The organism is Pseudaminobacter soli (ex Zhang et al. 2022) (assembly GCF_014595955.1).
Classification (GTDB): Bacteria; Pseudomonadota; Alphaproteobacteria; order Rhizobiales; family Rhizobiaceae; genus Kumtagia; species Kumtagia pseudosoli.
Genome location: NZ_JABVCF010000007.1, coordinates 181,299 through 200,973 on the forward strand (window position 1 = coordinate 181,299; position 19,675 = coordinate 200,973).

Below are 19,675 nucleotides of genomic sequence, written 5' to 3' on the forward strand. Positions count from 1 at the left end.
AGGGCAACCGCCGATGGACGCGCTGCAAGGTCTGGGCTTGATTCTGTCAAGAATCTCGCCTGACGGTATATACATACCTCGTGATGTCCCCGGTGCAGCGAGGGATAAGATTGTTCGAAACCGCTAAGCGATGGGCGCGCGCCATCAAACGAGACCTCATGGTGCTCTGGCTGGCCGCCCGCGATCCGCGCGTCCCCTGGCGTGCGAAGGCGGTAGCGGGCGCGGTAGCCGCCTATGGGCTCAGTCCGATCGACCTCATCCCGGACTTCATTCCGGTGCTCGGCATCCTCGATGATCTCATCATCATTCCGGCCGGGATTCTACTGGCTCTGTGGTTGATTCCTGCGGCCGTCGTGGAAGAGCTCCGAGCCCAGGCGGCTCGGCTGGAAACCCGCCCCAGGAGCAGGGTGGGCATGCTCTTCATCATCGCCGTCTGGATCGCGTTCGCCCTGCTGCTCGCCTGGCTGTTCTCGCCGGTCTCACCAGTCCAGCCCCTGACGGGTCGAACTGAAGGCCCGCCTTTGCCGGACCGCTACGCGTAGCGCGACACCGCCAACTCCGTCGTATCGATCTCCGGCTTCCTTCCCGACATCAGGTCCGCCAGGACCCGCCCCGAGCCGCAGGCCATCGTCCAGCCCAGCGTGCCGTGGCCGGTGTTCAGGAACAGGTTCGGGTACCGCGTGCCGCCGATGATCGGCGGACCGTCCGGCGTCATCGGCCGCAGCCCGCACCAGAAGGTCGCGCTGCCGAGATCTCCGCCCTGGGGGAAGAGATCGCCCACCGAATGAAGCAGCGTGTCCTTGCGCGAATCTCGCAGTGTCAGATCGTACCCGGAAATCTCCGCCGTGCCGCCGGCGCGGATGCGTGAGCCGAGGCGCGTGATTGCCACCTTGAATGTCTCGTCCATGATCGTCGAGACCGGCGCGCCGTCCTCGCTGCGGATCGGCACCGTCATCGAGTAACCCTTCACCGGGTAGACGGGGATCGAGATGCCAAGCGGGCGCGCCAGGAACGGGGAATAGCTGCCGAGCGCCAGCACATAGGCATCGGCCGTCAGCATGCCGGCCGACGTTGCCACGCCGGTTATCCTGCCGCCTTCCGCCACGATCTTTTCGATGGTGGTGCCGAACCGGAAGGTGACGCCCTTGGTGGCCGCGTGCGAGGCGAGACGCTCGGTGAACATCTGGCAGTCGCCGGTCTCGTCGCCCGGCAGCCTGAGGCCGCCAACGAACTTGCCCTTCACCCGCGCCAGCGCCGGCTCGGCGGCGATGCAGCCGGCAGGATCGAGCACCTCGTAGGGCACGTCGAATTGCTTCAGAACCTCGATGTCGCCGCCGATCCCGTCGAGTTGCTTCTGCGTGCGGAAGAGCTGCAGGGTGCCGAGGCTGCGCTCGTCATAGGCGATGCCCGTCGAGGCGCGGAGGTCGCGCAGGCGGTCGCGTGAATATTCGGCGATCGGCACCATCCGAGCCTTGTTGACGGCATAGCGCGCCGAAGTGCAGTTGCGCAGCATCTGGGTCAGCCAGACCCACATCGACGGATCCGCCTTGGGGCGCAGCACCAGCGGTCCGTGCTTCATCAGCAGCCACTTGATCGCCTTCACCGGTACGCCCGGACCGGCCCAAGGGGACGAGTAGCCAGGCGAAACCTCACCGGCATTGGCGAAGCTTGTCTCGAGTGCCGGCCCGGGCTGGCGGTCGACGACCGTCACTTCATGTCCGGCTTCGGCCAGATAATGGGCGGTGGTGACCCCGATCACCCCGCTGCCCAGAACAAGTACTTTCATTTTCGGCGTTCGCCCCTTCTATTGCCCATTACAGTCACCCCATGACTGCCAAGCTGCTTGTTTGAATTCTGACGTGCGATGCCGGCTCGCGAGAGCCGAGCGCATTCCCTTCACGCGTCCACATAGATCCTGTGAAACCGCGGCCCGAGGCTGGTGAGGATCTCGTATCCTATGGTGCTTGCTACAGCCGCGACCTCGTCAACGCTCTGGTGCGGCCCGATCAACTCGACCAGCGCTCCGGGCGCCAGCGCCCCAGGCGGTAGGGAGGAGATGTCGAGAATGATGCTGTCCATCGACACCCGCCCGATGAAGGGCAGCCGCACGCCTTCGTACCAGGCCGCCGCCTGAGCGTGCCGCGGCCACCCATCCGCATAGCCAAGCGAGATGGTCGCAAGCTGCAGAGGACGCTCTGGGCGCGCCACATGCCCGTAGCCGATGCCTTCTCCAGCTTCGACGGAACGGGTCTGGACGACCTTCGCCTCCAGCCGAACCACGGGTGCCATCGGATTGGGGCGTCCCGGCTCTGGGTTGATGCCGTAGAGTGCCGCGCCCGGGCGGACCAGGTCGAAGTGAAAATCCGACCCGAGAAAAATCCCCGACGAGTTCGCCAGCGAGCGCGCTGCCTGAGGCAGGCTGGCAGCAAGCTGCAGGAAAGAATGAAGCTGCGCGTGGTTCGCGGCCTTTTCGGGCTCATCGGCGCACGCCAGGTGGCTCATGACCAGCCTCACATCGAGGCCGACGAATGCGCCCGGATCCGCCGTGATGCGCTCGACCTCGGCAGGGGACATGCCCATCCGCGCCATGCCGCTGTCGACCTGCAGCGCCGCCGGCAAGGTGCGTGCCAAGGCGGAGGCGGCGTCGCGCCAGGCGGCAAGCTGCGGCTCGCTGTTGAGCACCGGTATCAGGCCGGCTGCAGCGCAGGCGCCCTCGGCACCCGGCGGGAGCCCGTTCAGGACAAAGATGTCCGCCTTGTCGCCTAGGACATGCCTCAGGGCGATCCCTTCGCTCACATGGGCGACGAAAAAAGTCTCGCAGCCTTCCTGCGCAAGCACAGGCGCGACCCTGTCGGCGCCGAGGCCGTAGGCGTCGGCCTTGAGCACGGCCGCGCACCGCGCTCCTGCCGCTTCGTCCCGCAGCAGGCGGAAGTTCCGACGAAGCGCGCCGAGATCGATCGTGAGCACCGCACCGGCCAAGGTGCGGTCCGGAACAGAGAGAGGCAACGGAATTCCAATACCCAATTCGACTTCTCCAGCGCGATGGCGCAAGGATAGCCTGCTGGAGGCGCAAGTTCATGCAAGAATGCAGGTGCCTTTCATCGGATATATGCAAGTCTGCCCGGTCAACCAGTCGGGTATTGGAGGTATATTGCGCGACCGCTCGGTCGGTCGCGGAATCATTGCTGTCCCTGCGTGAGGTGCCGGAAGGCCGCCACGACCTCTACATAGGTGTGGCGCTTGAACGGGACGATCAGATCGGGGAGCTCCTCCATCGGCCGCCAGGCCCATTCCTCGAACTCGGGCTCGTGCCCGCCGGGAGGCGGATTGATCTGTACCTCCCCATCGTCGCCCTCGAAGCGCAGAGCGAACCATTTCTGCGTCTGCCCGCGGTATTTGCCTTTGAAGGCCACCCCGACGAGATGTTCCGGAAGGTCGTATTTTATCCAGTAAGGTGCCTCGGCAAGGAGCGATACGCTTCTGATGCCGGTCTCCTCGTAGAGCTCGCGAAGAGCCGCCGGATAGGGATCCTCGCCTTCGTCGATCCCGCCCTGCGGCATCTGCCAGAGCATGGGGGTGTCCGCGAATTCGCTATCCGGCTTGGGGATGCGGCGGCCGGTCCACACCAGCCCGTCCCGGTTCAGCACCATGATGCCGACGCAGGGGCGATAGGGCAGGGTTTCGGGATCGACGGGTTTCTTCTGCTTTGGCATGGTGGTTACGGGCAATCTCTTGCGGTACAGGGCTGGGCGTATTCTACTTTTGCCAGCCAGGGGTATGAAGGTGCGTCGTCCATCGTTCGTGGCTCGCCTTATGCCGCCCGTGCCGGCCCGCTGGGAACACCCCGGACATGACCAGGAAGCCGGGGATGCGCTTGACCCGGTCGCACCAGCGGCGGATGGCCGGGTAGTCCTGACGCGAAATGCCGCCTTCCTCCGAGAGGATCACGTAGGGAAAGCAGGCGATGTCGGCGATGGTCGGGTGGCTGGCCGAGCAGATCCAGCTGCGGCCCTCCTGCTCGCCGAACCACAGATGCTCGTCGAGGATGCGGAAGAGCCGATGTGCGCCCGCCCGCGCCGCCTCGGCGTCGAGGTCGTAGAACAGCGCATCGTGCAGCCGCGCCGCCGACGCGGTGCCGGTGATGCCATCGGCGAAGGCGAGCCACTGGCTGATCTCGCCCAGGAGCCGCGGATTGTCGCGCGGGTACCAGGTGCCGGCCTGGTCATAGTTCGAGGCGAGGTAGACGAGGATCGCCTGCGCGTCGCGCAGGACAAAGCCGTCGTCCTCTATCACCGGCAGCTGGCCGAGTGGGTTGAGGCGCAAGAACCAGTCCGACTTGTGCTCGCGGCCCGGATAGAAGTCGACCGGAACGGTCTTGTAGTCGAGGCCCAGCATGCCGAGCAGGAGCCGGATCTTGTAGCAGTTGCCGGACAGTTCGTAGTCGTAGAGGGTGATCATCGCTTAAAGCCTAGATATCCAACACCAGCCGCGGCGACTTCGACCGCGACACGCAGGTCATGATCTTCGTCCCGGCGCGCTTCTCGGCGTCGTTCAGATAAACGTCCTGGTGGTCGGGCTCGCCCTCGATAACGGTCGCCATGCAGGTGCCGCAGGCGCCCTGCTCACAGGACGAGGGCATCTCCACGCCGGCCTCGCGCACGACCTCAAGGATGGTCCGGCCCGCCGGCACCTGCAGGGTGAGGCAGGAGCGCGCCAGCGCTACCTCGAAGCTGGTGCTGTCATCGATCTCGTTGGTGTTCTTGAAGTACTCGAAATGCACCGCGCCTTCCGGCCAGCCCGCCTCGGCGGCGATGGCCCGCGCCGCTTCGAGCATCGGGCCGGGGCCGCAGAGATAGACATGCATGGCGTTGCGGTAGCCTGCGAGCAGCTCGCGCAGCTTGGCGGCGGTCTCAGCGGGGCTGAGCCCGCGATGCGGAACCAACGCGGGGCCGAGCGTTTCCAGGCGGTCCGGAAAAGCGAGCTGAGCCTGACTCTGCGCGAAATAGTGCAGCTCGAAGGCAAGCGCCTGGTTTTGGAGCGCCTGCGCCATGGCGATCAGCGGCGTGATGCCGATGCCGCCGGCGATGAACAGCGTCTTCACCGCGTCGCGGCGGAGCGGAAAATTGTTGCGCGGCTCGGAGATGGCGAGAACGTCGCCCTCGCGCACGCTTTCGTGCATCGCGGCCGAACCGCCGCGCGAATCCGGCTCGAACTTCACGCCGATCGAGTAGCTGTCGGTCTCGCCCGGTCCGTTGACGATGGAATACTGGCGTATGAGGCCATTGGGCATGTGGACGTCTATATGCGCGCCGGGCTGGAAGGTCGGCAGCAGACCGCTGATCGGCCTGAGCTCGAAGCCGGCGATGCCTTCGGCCGCCTGCCATTTTCGCGCCGCCTGGACCCGCAGCGGTGCCTTGCGGGCATCGGCGGAAAGGGCGGGCATTTCCGCGAGTTCGGGCGAGACGCGCTGGAACTCCGGCGTGAGCGGCGTGGGGGCGGGCATTGCCGCCGCCTCGCGCTCGATCGCCTCGCGTAGTTTCGACAGCGCCTCGTTATGGCGGCGCAGGATGGCGAGCCGAGCAGGGTGGTCTTCAGCCGTGTCCAGCACGCCGCGAATGACGGCGCGGCCGGAATCCACCGGCTGGACGAAAAATACGGCAAGCGTCTCCGCGCCACCGCTGCGGGCATGCAAGGCGAGCGAGAAGGCCGAGGCTGCCTCGATGCTGATCTCGGCCGCGTTGCCGTCGAGAGCGTCGCTCGGCTGGAAGCGGTAGCCCCTCAGCCGCTCCACAGCCAGGTCGGCCGGCGCGTTCACCGGGATGCCGCGCAGCGCCAGCAAGCTTCCCTCGGCTAGTCCCTCCACCTCGGGCACGCCGCCCAGCGGCTCCTCGGCCGCCCAGACAAGGCCATAACGCTCGATGGCGGGAAAGGTGCGATTGGTGATGGTGCGCGCCGGCGCATCGGCCGGGTGCGCCGGAATATAGGTGCAGCCGGCGGTGCGGTTCGCATAGCGCCAGCCATGATACTGGCACTTCAGTTCGCGCCCGTCATTGATGCCGATCGACAGCCGGACGCCGCGATGCAGGCAGCGGTTCTCCCAGACGTTCACATAGCCGTCGTCCGCCCGCCAGACCGCGAACTCGCGGCCGAGCAACTGGGCGTGGAATACGTGACGGAAGGGCAGGTCGTGCGACGCGGCGATCGGGTGCCAGCGCGTCTTGGCTGTATCCAGCATCTGGAACTCCGTAGGAAAGGTCAGGCGGCGGCGGGGATGACGCCGTAGGTCACGCCCTTCTGGCTCAGCCAGCGACGGTAGGCGATCGCCGACTTGTCGGCGCGGATCGGCGTCTCGGCGCGCGGGTCGAGCGGCAGGCGCTTGGGAAACTGGTTTTCCAGGATCGGCTTGTCCTGGCCGAAGATCGTCTGCTGGAAGCGCTTGATGATCTTGTCCTCGTTGTCCTCGTCGAGCACGCACAGCATCATGTGCGCGCGCACATGCTCCTGGTCCATCGGCTGCAGGAAGATCGCGATCACGTCGAGGCGCTTGTCGTCGACCGGGCTCGATTTGTAGAGCACCGAGCAATAGGGGTGCGGCACGCGGTAGATGTAGTCGACATCCGCGCCCTCCGTCGACGCCGTGGAAGCCATCGGCTGGTAGAAGCGGCAGCGGGTAGCAAGAATCTCGTCGCGCTCGGCCGAGATCTCGACGTCGTATTCCTTCACCTCGGTGTGCGGCTCGGCGCCGAGGATATCGGTGTGGACATAGGGAAAATGTCCCATGTCGAGGAAATTCTCGATGGCGCGCGGCGCCGAGACGTTCACGCCCATGGTGGCTGCATTGAGCCTGCGGCGGTCCGGTTCCTCGAACTCAGGGATGGGAAAGAGCTCTGCAGGCGCGTCGCCGAGAGTCGTCCAGACATAGCCGTAAGCGCTTTTGGACGGCAGTTGCTCGGCAATCGAGCCTGCGTCTACCCTGCTCCCGGCCGGCAGATCGGCGCGCGAGCGCCAGGCCGCGACCGTGCCATCCGATCCGACCGCATAGCTGACCCGTTCCTCGAGCAGGACCGTGTCCATCACGGTCCCGACCGATGTCTCCGATACGGCCGCGAGCGGATGCCAGAGATTGAGGATCACGGGGTCGGTGCATTTCGGCTGGGTGGTCATGGGCATTCCAGTGGCAGAAGAGTGGGTCATGCGCGTCACGCGGGTATGGCGCCGTAGGTGACGGCGTGGTCGCGCAGCCAGCGGCGGTAGGCCTTGTTCATCGGACTCCAATCCGGCCGGCTCGAACACCTTCGCCGGTCAATGGATTCGAACCACAGTCGCGAGGTTCAAGCAACCGAAGATGATGGCCAGTGGTGAGCGATGCTAAGGGCCAACTCACGAATAGGCTATCGCCGCCGCCACCACGCTCGCCAAGGCAAGGGCTACACCCAGCATGAAGACCTTCAACGTCACCGCATAAACCTGAGGATCATTGTCGGCTAACCTGAGCGATCGCCCGAGGGCCACGATCTGGATGATGGTCGACACTACCATGAGAAGCGCCGCAAGCAGCGACGCGACGGTCCATTCACCCTCTGCTTCAAAACTCCAGAACCGCAGGAAATACAGGGAGAACGCCAGAATCACGGTGATCGCGGTGACGATCGCCTCACGGTAACCGTTCGGCACTTCCGGATCTTGCCCGTTCACCGGATGACCTCACGCGGCCGGCTGGGGATCGACACCTGCGTCACCGAGGGGCCCGCATCCCAGTCATCTTCAGACGGATCATGGTCGTTGTCCACCCTCTGACATTGAGCGGACGGGCACTTCTTGAACCGATGCTTATCGAGGCTCGTCACCCTGCCGAGCGCGAAGGACCTCCACCAGCAGCCGCGCCGCCTCGATGGCAAAAGCCTCGTCGTTGATGTCGCAATCCAGCTCGATGAGCCGGACGTTGTGCGGCAGGTTTGCCTTCAGAGCATCGATGAATGCAGCATCGGCAGCCGGGTCGTGAAACGGCTTACCTTCGGTGTCGAGAAGTGAGACGCCCTTTTGCGGCCAGAGGAAGACGGTCGGGCCTTTCGCCTTACCCAACTTGCCCGCGAGGATGCGACCAAGCTCGGCGTTCTCCTCCGGCGTGGTGCGCATCAGCGTGACGAGCGGGTTGTGCCGGTACAGCTTTCTGTCTGAAAACTTCGCCGGCACGGTGTCGGCCGCGCCGAAATTGACCATGTCGAGCGCGCCGGCCGACACGACCTGCGGGATGCCGATGGCGCCGGCAGCTTCCAGCCGCTCCGGGCCGGCGCTGAGCACGCCGCCCACCAGTTCGTCGGCGAGTTCCGTGGTGGTGATGTCGAGCACGCCGGCGATGTAGCCGCCTCGAATGAGTTCCTCCATCGTGCGCCCGCCCGCGCCGGTGGCATGGAAGACGAGCACTTCATAACCCGCGCGTTCCAACTCCTCGCGCGCCCGGTTCACGCAGGGCGTGGTCACCCCGAACATCGTCGCCGCAATCAGCGGGCGCTCCTCGCGCGTTGCGAGCGGCGCGGCCTTGACCATCCCGGCGATCGCGCCGGCGGCATTGGCGAGGATGCGGGCCGAGATCCGATTAATGCCGGCGATGTCGACCACGGCCGGCATGATGGTGACGTCCTTGACGCCGACGATGTCGCGTACGTCGCCGGAGGCGAGGGTCGAGACGAGCAGTTTTGGAAAGCCGACCGGCAGGGCCTGCATGGCGGCTGCGGCGATCGAGGTGCCGCCGCCACCGCCCATGGAAATGATGCCGTCGATGCGGTCCTCGCCGGCGAGTTGCGCAACGATGCTGGCTGCTCCGCGGGCCATCGCTGCCATTGCCGCGCCGCGGTCGCCGCTAGCTCTCAGCGCTGCCAGACTGGATCCGCCGGCTTCGGCGACTTCGCCGGCGGAAATGTCCGGCACGAATGGCGGATCCCCGAGCACGCCGGCGTCGACCGTGAGCGTGTGCACGCCCTCGGTTTCGAGGCGGTCCTTGAGGAAGGCGTATTCGGCCCCCTTCGAGTCGAAAGTGCCGAGAACCGCAACGACCTTGTCCATGCGATCTCCTCCCTCGTTGCGATGAGACGTCCGTCTCATTTACGCAGAGGAAGGGCGAGGGGGCAAGCAGCGGGCATAGATGCAGTAGGGTCTATCGACCCCCTCTCTGTCTCGGGCTAAAGCCCTCGACACCTCTCCCCCACTTCGTGAGGGGAGAGGATGGGCCCCAGCTTGACTCCCATCCGCTCCCCCGGAACGGGGGCGAGGTGCCGAGCGAAGCGAGGCGGAGAGGGGGTATATCCTCTGCAGGACGTCCGGCGGAATCGGGCCGACTATGGGGCCTACGGTCCCCGTCCCACCGCAGCGGGGCCGTCCCCGCTCCGCTCCACCGTGCGGTAGAAGTCGGCGAGCAGTTTGCCCTTCTCGGGCTTGAACCTGCGGTCCGCCGCCGTAACGCTGGCTATGCGGTCGATGCGGAAGGCGCGGAAGTCGCCGCGCATCTCACACCAGGCGACGAGCGTCCAGACCTTGCCCCAGAACCAGAGGCCGAGTGGGCGGACGTCGCGGAGCGAACTGCGGCCCGCCTCATCGCGATAGTCGAGGGTGAGCACGGTCCGGGTCTCGACCGCGCGCTCGATGACGTCGATCGCGGCCCGGTCGGCATCGCTGACCACCCACATCGGTGTATGGATCTCGGTGCGGGCGATGCGGTCCTTTTCGCTGTCGGGCAGCACCGCGCCGATCTTGACGAGAGCCTCCTCGGCCGCCCTGGCCATCGCGGCCCCGCCGAATGCCCTGACCATCCGGGCGCCCGCCACAAGTGCCACGATCTCGTCGCGCGTGAACATCAGCGGCGGAAGGTCAAAACCCTCCCGCATGATGTACCCGACCCCGGCTTCGCCCTCGATCGGGACGCCGGTCGCCTGCAGATCGGCGATGTCACGATAGATCGTCCGCTCGGAGACCTCGAGCCACTGGCCGAGTTTCTGCGCGGTGACCAGCCGGCCACCGCGAAAATGCTGGACGATCTGGAAAAGACGGTCCGCGCGCCGCATCCGGTCACTCCCCGATGAACGCCCGCACTCCCGCGCTCGAAGACGCGAATGTGCCCATGGCGATTTCCCTCATTTGCCGCGGCCATACTGTCACGCTGCTCCTGACAGCATACTGTCAGGAGTGCCATCAAGGCTGGTGACATACTCCTTCGCAAACATGGCCTTCATTTCCGCGACCTCGGAAGCCCTGTCGGGGTAGAGTGCTGACAGGAAAAGATGGGCGAAGGTGCCTGGCGCGGTGCCCGGGGCCGTGACGATCAGCCCGTCCGCAACAGCGTGGGGCACGTCCTGGTAGTGTTCCTGACCGATGTAGTCCGGCTCGTGGGTTAGGATCCAGTCGCGGCCATTGCTCGTGTGACGGACGCCGTCGAGCAGGCCGGCACGCGCCAGCGCGAGCGTGCCGGCGCAAATGCCGCCGACGATCCCGCCGCGGCCCGCCACGGCCGTCAGCAGCGGCCCGACGTCGGGCGCCTGCGGCGACGCCCACAGATCGGAGCCGATGACGGCGACCGCGTTCAGATCGACGTTGGCGGAGGGCTCGGCGTTCCTTTCGGGCGCCAACAGCACACCTCCCTGCGATCGCACCGGCTCACCGTCGGGAGTCAAAATGACGGCCCGTGCACCGAGCCATCCGACCGCCGCTGCTGCGAGCAGGGCATATTCCCAATCGGCGGCCTGTTCCACGAAGACGAATCCGATCGTTCGGGTGAGTTGCATCCACTGCTTCCTTCTCGCGAATGCCCGCGGCGCCGGCCGTCCACCGCGCCGCGGCTCTACTCTAGCTGGATTGTTCCACTATCGACAATCCGACCAGACGGCTTAGCGGAACAAGCCATGTTCGCCGAACCGGTCCGGCCAGCCGATGTCCTTGCGGATGTCGGCGGGCAGCGAATTTAGGAAGCGCTCGGTCCGCGCCTGATTGCGCAGCGTCTGGATCTTGCCGGCGTACTGACGAATGGCGCGGACGATCATCGGTGTGTTCATGACGGCATCTCCAATTTCCGAGATGTCCAGTGTCGCACACCGCTGCTGACAACGACCTGTCAGGTTCAGCCCGGATTGGAGGGCAGAGCGTGATTTTGTCCGGATGCTGGCGGATTGCCCGTGCGGCTTGTGGCGGAGTGGCGCGCAATGGCCTATTTTGAACAAGGAGCCGAGCAATGAGGAGGGCACGCCGGCCAAGACGAGGAAGGCAACGCCCGTGACCATCACCTTCGCAGACCATCGCGTTCTCAAGGCGCTTATCGCTGCGGCCATCGCCGCCGGAAGCCTGTCGCTATCCGGGGGGATGGCACAGTCAGACCCCAACCGACTTCGCAGCAATCTGCTTCAGCAACGGGGCATCGACCTGCAGACTCTCGAGTCCCGCGAGCGCCGCCAGTCATATCAGGACCAGCAGCAGATCCTGCGCGAACTGGACCGGAACAATTCGGTCCAGCAGAGGCAGAATATGAGGGTCCCCCGAATGAGGCCCGGCTGCCAGCTACCGCTCCGCGGCAACGTCTATCTGCCGGGCACCTGCTACTGATGCTCGTGTGAGGCGGCCGCCGCGCTGCGTGCCCGCGGATCTGCCGTACTATTCCTGAAGGGATCAGGATGCTGCATCGCAGCAGGGCTTGATTCCGCGCGAGAATGAATCGATCCTCGCTGCGGGCGGCGGGAACTCTTTCGGGGGTTCGCATGTGGTCGAAGTGCAGTGAATCGCCACGCCACCCCGCAGGGCCAGAGAGGCCCTGGACCTTCGCCGCGTTCGCCATCATCGCGGCTTCGGCGGTGCTCTGTTTACCGCCGAGAGCCGAAGCGCAGGAGCCGCCCGTAGTCTCGGTCTCCAAGCCGGTGGTCAAGGAGATCGTCGAGGACGACGAGTTCGTCGGGCGGTTCGATGCCATTGACGACGTCGCGGTGCGGTCCCGCGTCAGCGGCTACCTCGATGAGGTGCATTTCCGCGACGGCGCGATGGTCAACAAGGGCGATCTGCTCTTCACCATCGACCAGCGGCAGTACCGCGCCTCCTACGACTCCGCCCGATCCCAGGTAGACGTTACCACCAGCGCGCTGGGGTTCGCCAAGGCGCAACTCGAACGCGCCGAGCAACTCGTCAAGACCGGGAACCTGGCCATATCGACGCTCGACGACCGACGGAGGGAATTCCTCTCGCAGCAGGCGCAGCACAATGGAGCGCAGGCGGCACTTCGTCAGGCGAGCCTCAACCTGGAATTCACCGAGATCCGGGCGCCGATCGCGGGCCGGATCGGACGGCGCCTGGTGTCGCCCGGCAACCTGATCCAGGCGGATTCCACCCTTCTCACCACCATCGTCGCGCTCGATCCGATCTACTTCTATTTCGACGTCGATGAACGCTCCTATTTCGCATACGCGCGCAATGCACGCACGCGGATGGCCTCGATACAGGAGGGCGCGGGCGGGCTGCCCGTGATGGTGTACGTCGCCGACCGCACCGAAGAGCCGTTCAAGGGCACGCTCGATTTCGCCGAAAACCGGATCGACAACGCCACCGGCACGATGCGCCTGCGGGCGCGCTTCGACAACAAGGATGGCATATTGCAGCCCGGCATGTTCGGGCGCATCCATGTACCTGGCTCGCTGCCGCATCCCGGCATTCTGCTTCCTGACGACGCGATTGGCGCCGACCAGAACCGGCGGATCGTGTTCGTCGTCGACGATGCCGGCAAGGTCTCGGCGAAGCCTGTCCGAACCGGCCCGAAGATCGATGGCTACCGTGTCATCCGCGACGGGCTGACCGGCGATGAGCGGGTCGTTGTCAAGGGCCTGCTGCGTGTCCGCCCCGGCGTTACCGTCAAGGCCGAGCCGGTTGAGCTGCCGCTCGTCGCCGAGAACGTGAGCGCGCGCCAATGAGGTTCGCCCACTTCTTTGTCGACCGCCCGATCTTCGCGACGGTGCTGTCGCTCGTCCTGCTGATCGTCGGCGGAATCGCCTATACTCAATTGCCGGTCGCGCAGTATCCGGAGATCGCTCCGCCGACGATCGTGGTGCGGGCCTCCTATCCCGGGGCCGATGCCGAAACGGTGGCGGCAACCGTGGCGACCCTGATCGAGCAGGAGGTGAACGGTGTGGAGCACATGCTCTACATGTCCTCCTACTCGGCCGGCGACGGCTCGATGGCGCTCACAGTGACCTTCAGGCTGGGCACCGATCTCGACCAGGCGCAGGTGCTGGTCCAGAACCGCGTGTCGGTTGCCGAGCCCAGGTTGCCGGAAGAGGTGCGGCGTCTCGGTATAACCACCACCAAGAGCTCGCCCGACCTGATGATGGTCGTGCACATGGTGTCGCCAGACGACACCTACGACCAGCTCTACGTGTCGAACTACGCGCGTACCCGCATCCGCGACGTGCTGCTGCGGCTGGACGGGGTCGGCGACGTCACCATCTTCGGCGAGCGCGAATATGCGCTCCGCGTCTGGCTCGATCCCGAAAAGCTGTCCGCATACGAGATGACCGCCGGTGACGTGGTCCAGGCGCTGCGCGACCAGAACGTGCAGGTCTCCGGAGGATCGATCGGCGCTCCGCCGATCGCAAACAACGCGGCGTTCCAGTACACGGTCACCACGCAGGGCCGCTTCGAGGATGCGCGCCAGTTCCGCTACGTCATCGTCAAGTCGACGCCGGACGGCCGCCTCATCACGCTGGAGGACGTCGCCAGGATCGAACTCGGCGCCAGGGAGTACGTGACGAACTCCTATCTCAACGGCAAGGCGGCCGTGGCGCTCGGCATATTCCAGCGGCCCGGGACGAACGCGCTGGGTGCCGCCCACGAGATCCAGGCCACGATGAAGCGGCTGTCGGCCGACTTTCCGCCCGGGCTCGCCTACGAGATCATCTACAATCCGACCGAGTTCATCTCCCAGTCGATCAACGAGGTTTACAAGACGATCGGCGAGGCGATCCTGCTCGTGGTGATCGTCATCATCGTCTTCCTCCAGTCGTGGCGCATGGCGATCGTGCCGATCGTCGCGATCCCGGTGTCGCTGATCGGCACTCTCGCGGTGCTGCTCGCCTTCGGCTTCTCGCTCAACATGCTCACCCTGTTCGGCCTGGTGCTGGCGGTGGGCATCGTCGTCGACGACGCGATCGTGGTGGTGGAGAATGTCGAGCGCAACATCGCCGCAGGCGCGCTCCCGAAGGCGGCGGCGCACCAGACGATGGACGAGGTCGGTGCGGCCGTGCTGGCGATCTCGCTGGTGCTGATCGCGGTCTTCGTCCCGGCGGCGTTCATCCCCGGCATTTCCGGGCAGTTCTACCTGCAGTTCGCAATCACCATCGCGGTGTCGACGGCGATCTCCGCCTTTAATTCGCTGAGCCTGTCGCCGGCCCTCGCGGGCGTGGTGTTCAAGCCGCACCGTCCCGACCAAAAGCCTCGTTTCGTCATCTCGCGGTTCGGCCGCTGGCTGGCAGGCGGCTTCAACAGAGGTTTCCTTGCGCTGGCGCACGGCTATGCCTGGCTCGTCCGCAAACTCGTCAGCAGCACACTTGGTCTCTGCGTGATGTTCCTTGTCTTTGCCGGCCTGATCTACGCGACCGTGCACATGGTCCAGACGGTGCCGCGTGGCTTCATTCCGACCCAGGACCAGGGATACGCCATCGTCGTCATCCAGTTGCCCGAGGGCGCCTCGATCGCCCGCACCGATGCAGTCGTGCAGAGGGCCTCGGAGATGATCCGCAAGACGCCCGGGATCGCCAATGCGGTTGCCTTCTCCGGCTTCTCCGGCTCCACCTTCACCAATGCCAGCAATGCCGGCGTGATCTTTACGCCCTTCACGAGTTTCGAAGAGCGCCTGAAAGCCGGCCTGTCGATGAACAGGATCATCGGGACGCTGTTCGGCAGCCTGCAGAGCATCCAGGAGGCGTTCATCATCGCCCTGCCGCCGCCTCCGGTGCGCGGCATCGGCAATGCCGGCGGCTTCAAAATGATGCTGCAGGACCGCAACAGCGCCGACATGCGCCCTGTCCTGGCGCTTGCCCAGGAGATCGCGGCCAAGGCCAACCAGACCCCCGGCCTGATGGGCGTGTTCACCACCTTCTCCGCGTCCAGCCCGCAATATTTCCTCGAGATCGACCGGGACAAGGCGCGCATGCTGAATGTGCCGATCCCCAACATCTTCGAGACGCTCTCGATCAACCTCGGTGCGGCTTACGTCAACGACTTCAACGCGTTCGGCCGCGTCTACCAGGTGCGGGCGCAGGCGGACCAGGCATTCAGGCTGGAGCGCAACGATATCCTGAGACTCAAGGTGCGCTCCGCTACCGGTGCGCTGGTCCCGCTCGGAACACTGGTCGAAATTCGGGACGTCACCGGGCCGTCGCTGGTCCAGCGCTACAACATGTATGTGTCGGTGCCGCTGCAGGGCAATGCGGCGCCGGGTGTATCGACCGGCACCGCACTCGACCTCATGGAAGGAATTGCCGCCAGGACGCTGCCGCAAGGCATGGCGTACGAATGGACGGAACTCGCCTACCAGGAGCGGCAGACCGGCAACACAGCCGTTTACATCTTCGGCCTCTCCGTGCTCTTCGTCTTCCTGGCACTCGCAGCCCAATACGAGAGCTGGGTTCTGCCCTTCGCCATCGTGCTGATCGTTCCGCTGGGCGTGCTCGCGGCCCTTCTGGGGGTGGCGTTCCGTGGGCTCGACAACAACATCCTCGTCCAGGTCGGATTGATCGTGCTGATCGGGCTGGCGGCCAAGAACGCCATCCTCATCGTCGAATTCGCGAGGCAGGCGCAGGAGCGCGGCGAAACGCCCGTCGATGCCGCTGTGGAGGCGGCGCGGCTCAGGCTGCGGCCCATCCTGATGACCGCCTTCGCCTTCATCCTCGGCGTCGTACCGCTGGTGATCGCAACTGGGCCGGGCGCCGAGATGCGGCGCTCGCTCGGCACCGCGGTCTTCTTCGGCATGCTTGGCGTGACTCTGATCGGCCTCTTCCTGACCCCGGTCTTCTATGTGGCGCTCAGGCGGCTGTTCCCGCACCGGGCTCCCGCGGCTGCGAAAGCCGAGACCGTCGAGCCGGCTGCGGCGGAGTAGGGTGTTCCGCGTTTTAGGGGTGGGGGTAAAGCCATATGCGATCGCCCTGCCGCAGGCGGGAAGGAGGAGGCTAGCCGCGACGCTTGCCTCCCGGGCCTTCGCTCAGACAGAGTCGCGTCCGCGTAGTGCCTCCGCGATCTCCTCCAGGATCGCCGGGTCGTCGATCGTCGCCGGCATGGTCCAGGGCTGGTGGTCTGCGATTTTCTGCATGGTGGCACGCAGGATCTTGCCGGAGCGGGTCTTCGGCAGGCGCTTTACGGTGACCACCCGTTTCATTGAGGCGACCGCACCGATCCGCTCGCGAACGAGTTCGACCACTTCCCGTTCGATCTCGGCAGGGTCGCGGTTCACGCCGGCGTTCAGCACCACGAACCCGCAAGGCACCTGGCCCTTCACGTCGTCGGCCACGCCGACGACCGCACATTCGGCCACATCTCTGTGCTCGGCCAGCACCTCCTCCATGCCGCCGGTGGAAAGGCGATGGCCGGCGACATTGATGATGTCGTCGGTGCGCGCCATGATGAAGAGATAGCCGTCCTGGTCGACGAGCCCGGCATCCGCCGTCTTGTAGAAGCCGGGGAACTCGCGGAGATAGGCGTCGCGAAAGCGCTGGTCGGCATTCCAGAGCATCGGCAGGCAGCCGGGCGGCAGCGGCAGCTTTATCACCACATTGCCGAGCATTCCGGCTTGGACGGGGTTACCGGCGTCATCGAGGACGCGCACGTCGTAGCCGGGCATCGGCACGCCCGGCGAACCGTGCTTGACCGGTAGCATGCCCAGGCCGACCGGATTGTTGGTGATGGGGTAGCCGGTCTCGGTCTGCCACCAGTGGTCGATCACCGGCTTGCCCAGCTTCTGCTCGGCCCATTTCAGCGTTTCCGGATCGGCGCGCTCGCCGGCCAGAAACAGGGTGCGGAACTTCGACAGATCGTATTTCGGCACGAACGCGCCCTGCGGGTCCTGTCCCTTGATGGCGCGGAACGCCGTGGGCGCCGTGAACAGCGCGGCCACGCCGTGCTCAGCGATCACCCGCCAGAACGTGCCGGCATCGGGCGTGCCGACCGGCTTGCCTTCGAACATGACGCTAGTGCAGCCGGCGAGCAGCGGCGCATAAACGATGTAGGAGTGGCCGACCACCCAGCCGACGTCCGAGGCGGCCCAGAACACCTCGCCGGGCGAGACGCCGAACTCGTTCTGCATGGTCCAGTGGAGCGCGACCATGTGGCCGCCATTGTCGCGGACCACGCCCTTGGGCTGGCCCGTCGTACCCGAGGTGTAGAGGATGTAGAGCGGATCGGTGGCCGCCACCGGCACGCAGTCGACATTGGCGCCGGCCGCCCGTTCGCGCGCCATGGCATCGGCCAGGTCGATGTCGCGGCCCTCGGTCAGTTCGCACCGCTGCTGCTCGCGCTGGAGGATCAGGCAGCGCTCCGGCTTGTGGCGCGCCATCTCGATGGCGCCGTCGAGCAGCGGCTTGTAGGCGACCGTCCGACCGGGCTCGCGCCCGCAGGAGGCAGAGACGATCAGTTTTGGTTGCGCGTCATCGATGCGGGTGGCGAGCTCCCGCGCGGCAAAGCCGCCGAACACGACGGAGTGGATGGCGCCCAGCCGCGCGCAGGCGAGCATTGCGAAGGCCGCTTCGGGCACCATCGGCATGTAGATGATGACGCGGTCGCCCTTGCCGACGCCCTGGTTGCGCAGCACCGAGGCGAGCGCCACCACTTCGCGCTTCAGCTCGGCATAGGTGTATTTCTTCACCGTTCCGACAATCGCGCTGTCGTGGATCAGCGCGAGCTGGTCGGCCCGGCCGCGCTCGACATGGCGGTCGATGGCGTTGAAGCAGGTATTGCACTCGGCGCCGACGAACCACCGGCCGTACACGCCGTACTCCGGATCAAAGACCCGATCCCATGGCTTGATCCAATCGATCGCGCCTGCCGCAGTCGCCCAGAACGCTTCGGGGTCGCGCTGCCATTCCGCATAGACCTGATGATATCGCGAGCTCACTGCTTCCTCCGTTCCGCACCTCGCAATCTAGCGGCTGGGTCGAGCGGTCGTCCATCTGACTAAGGGCTGACGCTTTGACAGAGAGCAATGCGCCTGATCAAAAGCAGGGATGACAAAAGTCCTCTCGCTCGTGATCCTGGGCATGATGGTCATACAGATCATCAAGCCGCTCGGCCTGCCGGGTCTGCGCCAGAGGCGCGACTTCTGGAAGCTGGCGGTGGCTGCGCTCGCAGCGATCTCCGCGACCGTGCTGCTCAGTCACGCCACCACCTGAGCGTCAGGCAGTCCTGAGCACATCCACGCCCGGCAGCGCCTTGCCCTCCATCCATTCAAGGAAGGCGCCGCCGGCAGTCGATACATAGGTGAAATCGTCGGCTACACCGGCATGGTTCAGCGCCGCCACCGTGTCGCCGCCTCCAGCCACCGAGACAAGCTTGCTGGCCTTCGTCTGGGCAGCTGCGAACTTCGCCACGGCAACCGTGGCGGCATCGAAGGGCGCGATCTCGAATGCGCCGAGCGGACCGTTCCACACCAGGGTCGCGGCACGCCCGATCCACTCGTTGATCTTCTCGACGGTCTTCGGCCCGGCATCGAGGATCATGCCGTCGGCGGCGACCGCCTCAATCGCGACCACCTCGTTCGCCGCTCCTGCCTTGAATTCCTTCGCAACCACGCCGTCGACGGGCAGCACGATCGCACAGCTCGCCGTCGCCGCCTCGATCATGATGTGCTTGGCGGTTTCGGCAAGGTCGTGCTCGCAGAGCGACTTGCCGACGCTAGTGCCTCTGGCCGCGAGAAAGGTGTTGGCCATGCCGCCGCCGATGACCAGCGCGTCGACCTTCTTCACGAGATTGAGCAAGAGGTCGATCTTGGTCGAGACTTTTGCGCCGCCGACGATCGCCACAACGGGCCGCTTGGGATTGCCGAGTCCGGCTTCGAGGGCCTCCAGCTCGGCCTGCATGGTGCGGCCGGCATAGGCGGGCAGGATATGCGCCAAGCCCTCGGTCGAGGCGTGGGCGCGGTGGGCGGCGGAGAACGCGTCGTTGACGAAGAGATCGCCGCTTTTCGCCAGCGCTTCGGTGAAGGTCCGCTCGTTCTTCTCCTCTTCCTTGTGGAAGCGGGTGTTCTCCAGCATGAGGATGTCGCCGTCCTTCATCCTCCCGACCGCATCCGCGGCCTTCTCGCCGATGCAGTCCGCGGCGAAAGCCACGGGCCGGCCGATGATTTCAGAAGTCGCCCTGGCGACTGGCTCCAGCGAGAATTCCGGCGCAGGGCCGCCCTTGGGGCGTCCGAAATGCGCGAGCAGGACCACCTTCGCGCCCTTGTCCGCCAGTTCGGTGATCGTCGGGGCGACCCGCTCGATGCGAGTGGCATCGGTCACCTTGCCGTCGGCCATGGGAACGTTGAGGTCGACGCGCACCAGCACGCGCTTGCCTCTGACGTCACCGATGTCGTCCATGGTCTTGAAGGTGGTCATCTGGCATTCTCCGGCTGTTCGCTGGCGCGGACATTAGAGCATGATCCCGAAAAGTTGCAGACTTTTCGGGCCAG

18 protein-coding genes are annotated in these 19,675 nt (G+C 65.5%); 5 read left to right on the forward strand and 13 right to left on the reverse strand.

All coding sequences use genetic code 11. The features are described from left to right. Positions 1-104: 104 nt before the first annotated feature. Positions 105-542: a DUF1232 domain-containing protein gene (locus tag HUI96_RS14705; protein WP_188255567.1), complete on the forward strand. Its 438-nt coding sequence runs from the start codon at positions 105-107 to the stop codon at positions 540-542. On the opposite strand, the gene HUI96_RS14710 is transcribed toward HUI96_RS14705, so the two are convergent. The 11 genes from HUI96_RS14710 to HUI96_RS14760 form a co-directional block, all read right to left on the reverse strand. After that, positions 533-1,786 (reverse strand): D-amino acid dehydrogenase, encoded by a 1,254-nt coding sequence (locus tag HUI96_RS14710; protein WP_188255414.1) that lies wholly within the window; start codon positions 1,784-1,786, stop codon positions 533-535. The genes HUI96_RS14705 and HUI96_RS14710 overlap by 10 nt on opposite strands. Before the next feature lie 110 nt (positions 1,787-1,896). Continuing rightward, positions 1,897-3,024, reverse strand: coding sequence for an alanine racemase (alr, locus tag HUI96_RS14715; protein WP_188255415.1), 1,128 nt, complete (start codon positions 3,022-3,024; stop codon positions 1,897-1,899). A 155-nt stretch (positions 3,025-3,179) separates the two neighbouring features. Next, positions 3,180-3,713, reverse strand: coding sequence for an RNA pyrophosphohydrolase (locus tag HUI96_RS14720; protein ID WP_188255416.1), 534 nt, complete (start codon positions 3,711-3,713; stop codon positions 3,180-3,182). A 43-nt stretch (positions 3,714-3,756) separates the two neighbouring features. Then, positions 3,757-4,458, reverse strand: coding sequence for a glutathione S-transferase family protein (locus tag HUI96_RS14725; protein ID WP_188255417.1), 702 nt, complete (start codon positions 4,456-4,458; stop codon positions 3,757-3,759). A gap of 10 nt (positions 4,459-4,468) precedes the next feature. Beyond that, complete coding sequence (locus HUI96_RS14730) at positions 4,469-6,235, reverse strand: Rieske 2Fe-2S domain-containing protein (protein ID WP_188255418.1); 1,767 nt, start codon at positions 6,233-6,235, stop codon at positions 4,469-4,471. A 20-nt stretch (positions 6,236-6,255) separates the two neighbouring features. Next, a complete protein-coding gene (locus HUI96_RS14735; protein WP_188255419.1) occupies positions 6,256-7,164 on the reverse strand; it encodes an aromatic ring-hydroxylating oxygenase subunit alpha in 909 nt (302 codons plus the stop codon). 216 nt (positions 7,165-7,380) lie between these two features. Continuing rightward, on the reverse strand, positions 7,381-7,695 hold the full coding sequence (locus HUI96_RS14740) for a hypothetical protein (RefSeq protein WP_188255420.1): 315 nt from the start codon (positions 7,693-7,695) through the stop codon (positions 7,381-7,383). A gap of 135 nt (positions 7,696-7,830) precedes the next feature. Further along, entirely contained in the window at positions 7,831-9,063 is a 1,233-nt protein-coding gene (locus HUI96_RS14745) for a Tm-1-like ATP-binding domain-containing protein (protein WP_188255421.1), read from the reverse strand. A 281-nt stretch (positions 9,064-9,344) separates the two neighbouring features. After that, positions 9,345-10,058: a helix-turn-helix transcriptional regulator gene (locus tag HUI96_RS14750; protein ID WP_188255422.1), complete on the reverse strand. Its 714-nt coding sequence runs from the start codon at positions 10,056-10,058 to the stop codon at positions 9,345-9,347. 90 nt (positions 10,059-10,148) lie between these two features. Then, positions 10,149-10,775 (reverse strand): DJ-1/PfpI family protein, encoded by a 627-nt coding sequence (locus HUI96_RS14755; protein ID WP_188255423.1) that lies wholly within the window; start codon positions 10,773-10,775, stop codon positions 10,149-10,151. 102 nt (positions 10,776-10,877) lie between these two features. Continuing rightward, positions 10,878-11,042, reverse strand: coding sequence for a hypothetical protein (locus tag HUI96_RS14760; protein ID WP_188255424.1), 165 nt, complete (start codon positions 11,040-11,042; stop codon positions 10,878-10,880). A 217-nt stretch (positions 11,043-11,259) separates the two neighbouring features. Between HUI96_RS14760 and HUI96_RS14765 the strand changes: the two genes are divergently transcribed. The 3 genes from HUI96_RS14765 (at position 11,260) to HUI96_RS14775 (ending at position 16,117) form a co-directional block, all read left to right on the forward strand. After that, positions 11,260-11,586: a hypothetical protein gene (locus HUI96_RS14765; RefSeq protein ID WP_188255425.1), complete on the forward strand. Its 327-nt coding sequence runs from the start codon at positions 11,260-11,262 to the stop codon at positions 11,584-11,586. Between the two features lie 152 nt (positions 11,587-11,738). After that, on the forward strand, positions 11,739-12,935 hold the full coding sequence (locus HUI96_RS14770) for an efflux RND transporter periplasmic adaptor subunit (protein ID WP_188255426.1): 1,197 nt from the start codon (positions 11,739-11,741) through the stop codon (positions 12,933-12,935). Next, positions 12,932-16,117: an efflux RND transporter permease subunit gene (locus HUI96_RS14775; RefSeq protein ID WP_188255427.1), complete on the forward strand. Its 3,186-nt coding sequence runs from the start codon at positions 12,932-12,934 to the stop codon at positions 16,115-16,117. The genes HUI96_RS14770 and HUI96_RS14775 overlap by 4 nt, the downstream gene beginning before the upstream one ends. 102 nt (positions 16,118-16,219) lie before the next feature. Here HUI96_RS14775 and HUI96_RS14780 read toward each other — a convergent pair whose 3' ends face one another. Further along, complete coding sequence (locus tag HUI96_RS14780) at positions 16,220-18,124, reverse strand: AMP-binding protein (protein WP_188255428.1); 1,905 nt, start codon at positions 18,122-18,124, stop codon at positions 16,220-16,222. A gap of 109 nt (positions 18,125-18,233) precedes the next feature. Here HUI96_RS14780 and HUI96_RS14785 point away from each other — a divergent pair, with 109 nt between their 5' ends. Beyond that, on the forward strand, positions 18,234-18,398 hold the full coding sequence (locus tag HUI96_RS14785; RefSeq protein ID WP_188255429.1) for a hypothetical protein: 165 nt from the start codon (positions 18,234-18,236) through the stop codon (positions 18,396-18,398). A gap of 3 nt (positions 18,399-18,401) precedes the next feature. On the opposite strand, the gene HUI96_RS14790 is transcribed toward HUI96_RS14785, so the two are convergent. Continuing rightward, the gene (locus HUI96_RS14790; RefSeq protein WP_188255430.1) at positions 18,402-19,601 is read right to left on the reverse strand and encodes a phosphoglycerate kinase; all 1,200 of its coding nucleotides are present in this window, start codon (positions 19,599-19,601) and stop codon (positions 18,402-18,404) included. Positions 19,602-19,675 lie beyond the last annotated feature (74 nt).

Bases quoted from the DNA above. Each gene is read 5' to 3' on its own strand.
- HUI96_RS14710 (WP_188255414.1), bottom strand. From the start codon at position 1,786: ATGAAAGTACTTGTTCTGGGCAGCGGGGTGATCGGGGTCACCACCGCC.
- HUI96_RS14720 (WP_188255416.1), bottom strand. From the start codon at position 3,713: ATGCCAAAGCAGAAGAAACCCGTCGATCCCGAAACCCTGCCCTATCGC.
- HUI96_RS14725 (WP_188255417.1), bottom strand. From the start codon at position 4,458: ATGATCACCCTCTACGACTACGAACTGTCCGGCAACTGCTACAAGATC.
- HUI96_RS14730 (WP_188255418.1), bottom strand. From the start codon at position 6,235: ATGCTGGATACAGCCAAGACGCGCTGGCACCCGATCGCCGCGTCGCAC.
- HUI96_RS14735 (WP_188255419.1), bottom strand. From the start codon at position 7,164: ATGACCACCCAGCCGAAATGCACCGACCCCGTGATCCTCAATCTCTGG.
- HUI96_RS14745 (WP_188255421.1), bottom strand. From the start codon at position 9,063: ATGGACAAGGTCGTTGCGGTTCTCGGCACTTTCGACTCGAAGGGGGCC.
- HUI96_RS14750 (WP_188255422.1), bottom strand. From the start codon at position 10,058: ATGCGGCGCGCGGACCGTCTTTTCCAGATCGTCCAGCATTTTCGCGGT.
- HUI96_RS14755 (WP_188255423.1), bottom strand. From the start codon at position 10,775: ATGCAACTCACCCGAACGATCGGATTCGTCTTCGTGGAACAGGCCGCC.
- HUI96_RS14760 (WP_188255424.1), bottom strand. From the start codon at position 11,042: ATGAACACACCGATGATCGTCCGCGCCATTCGTCAGTACGCCGGCAAG.
- HUI96_RS14770 (WP_188255426.1), top strand. From the start codon at position 11,739: ATGTGGTCGAAGTGCAGTGAATCGCCACGCCACCCCGCAGGGCCAGAG.
- HUI96_RS14775 (WP_188255427.1), top strand. From the start codon at position 12,932: ATGAGGTTCGCCCACTTCTTTGTCGACCGCCCGATCTTCGCGACGGTG.
- HUI96_RS14785 (WP_188255429.1), top strand. From the start codon at position 18,234: ATGACAAAAGTCCTCTCGCTCGTGATCCTGGGCATGATGGTCATACAG.
- HUI96_RS14790 (WP_188255430.1), bottom strand. From the start codon at position 19,601: ATGACCACCTTCAAGACCATGGACGACATCGGTGACGTCAGAGGCAAG.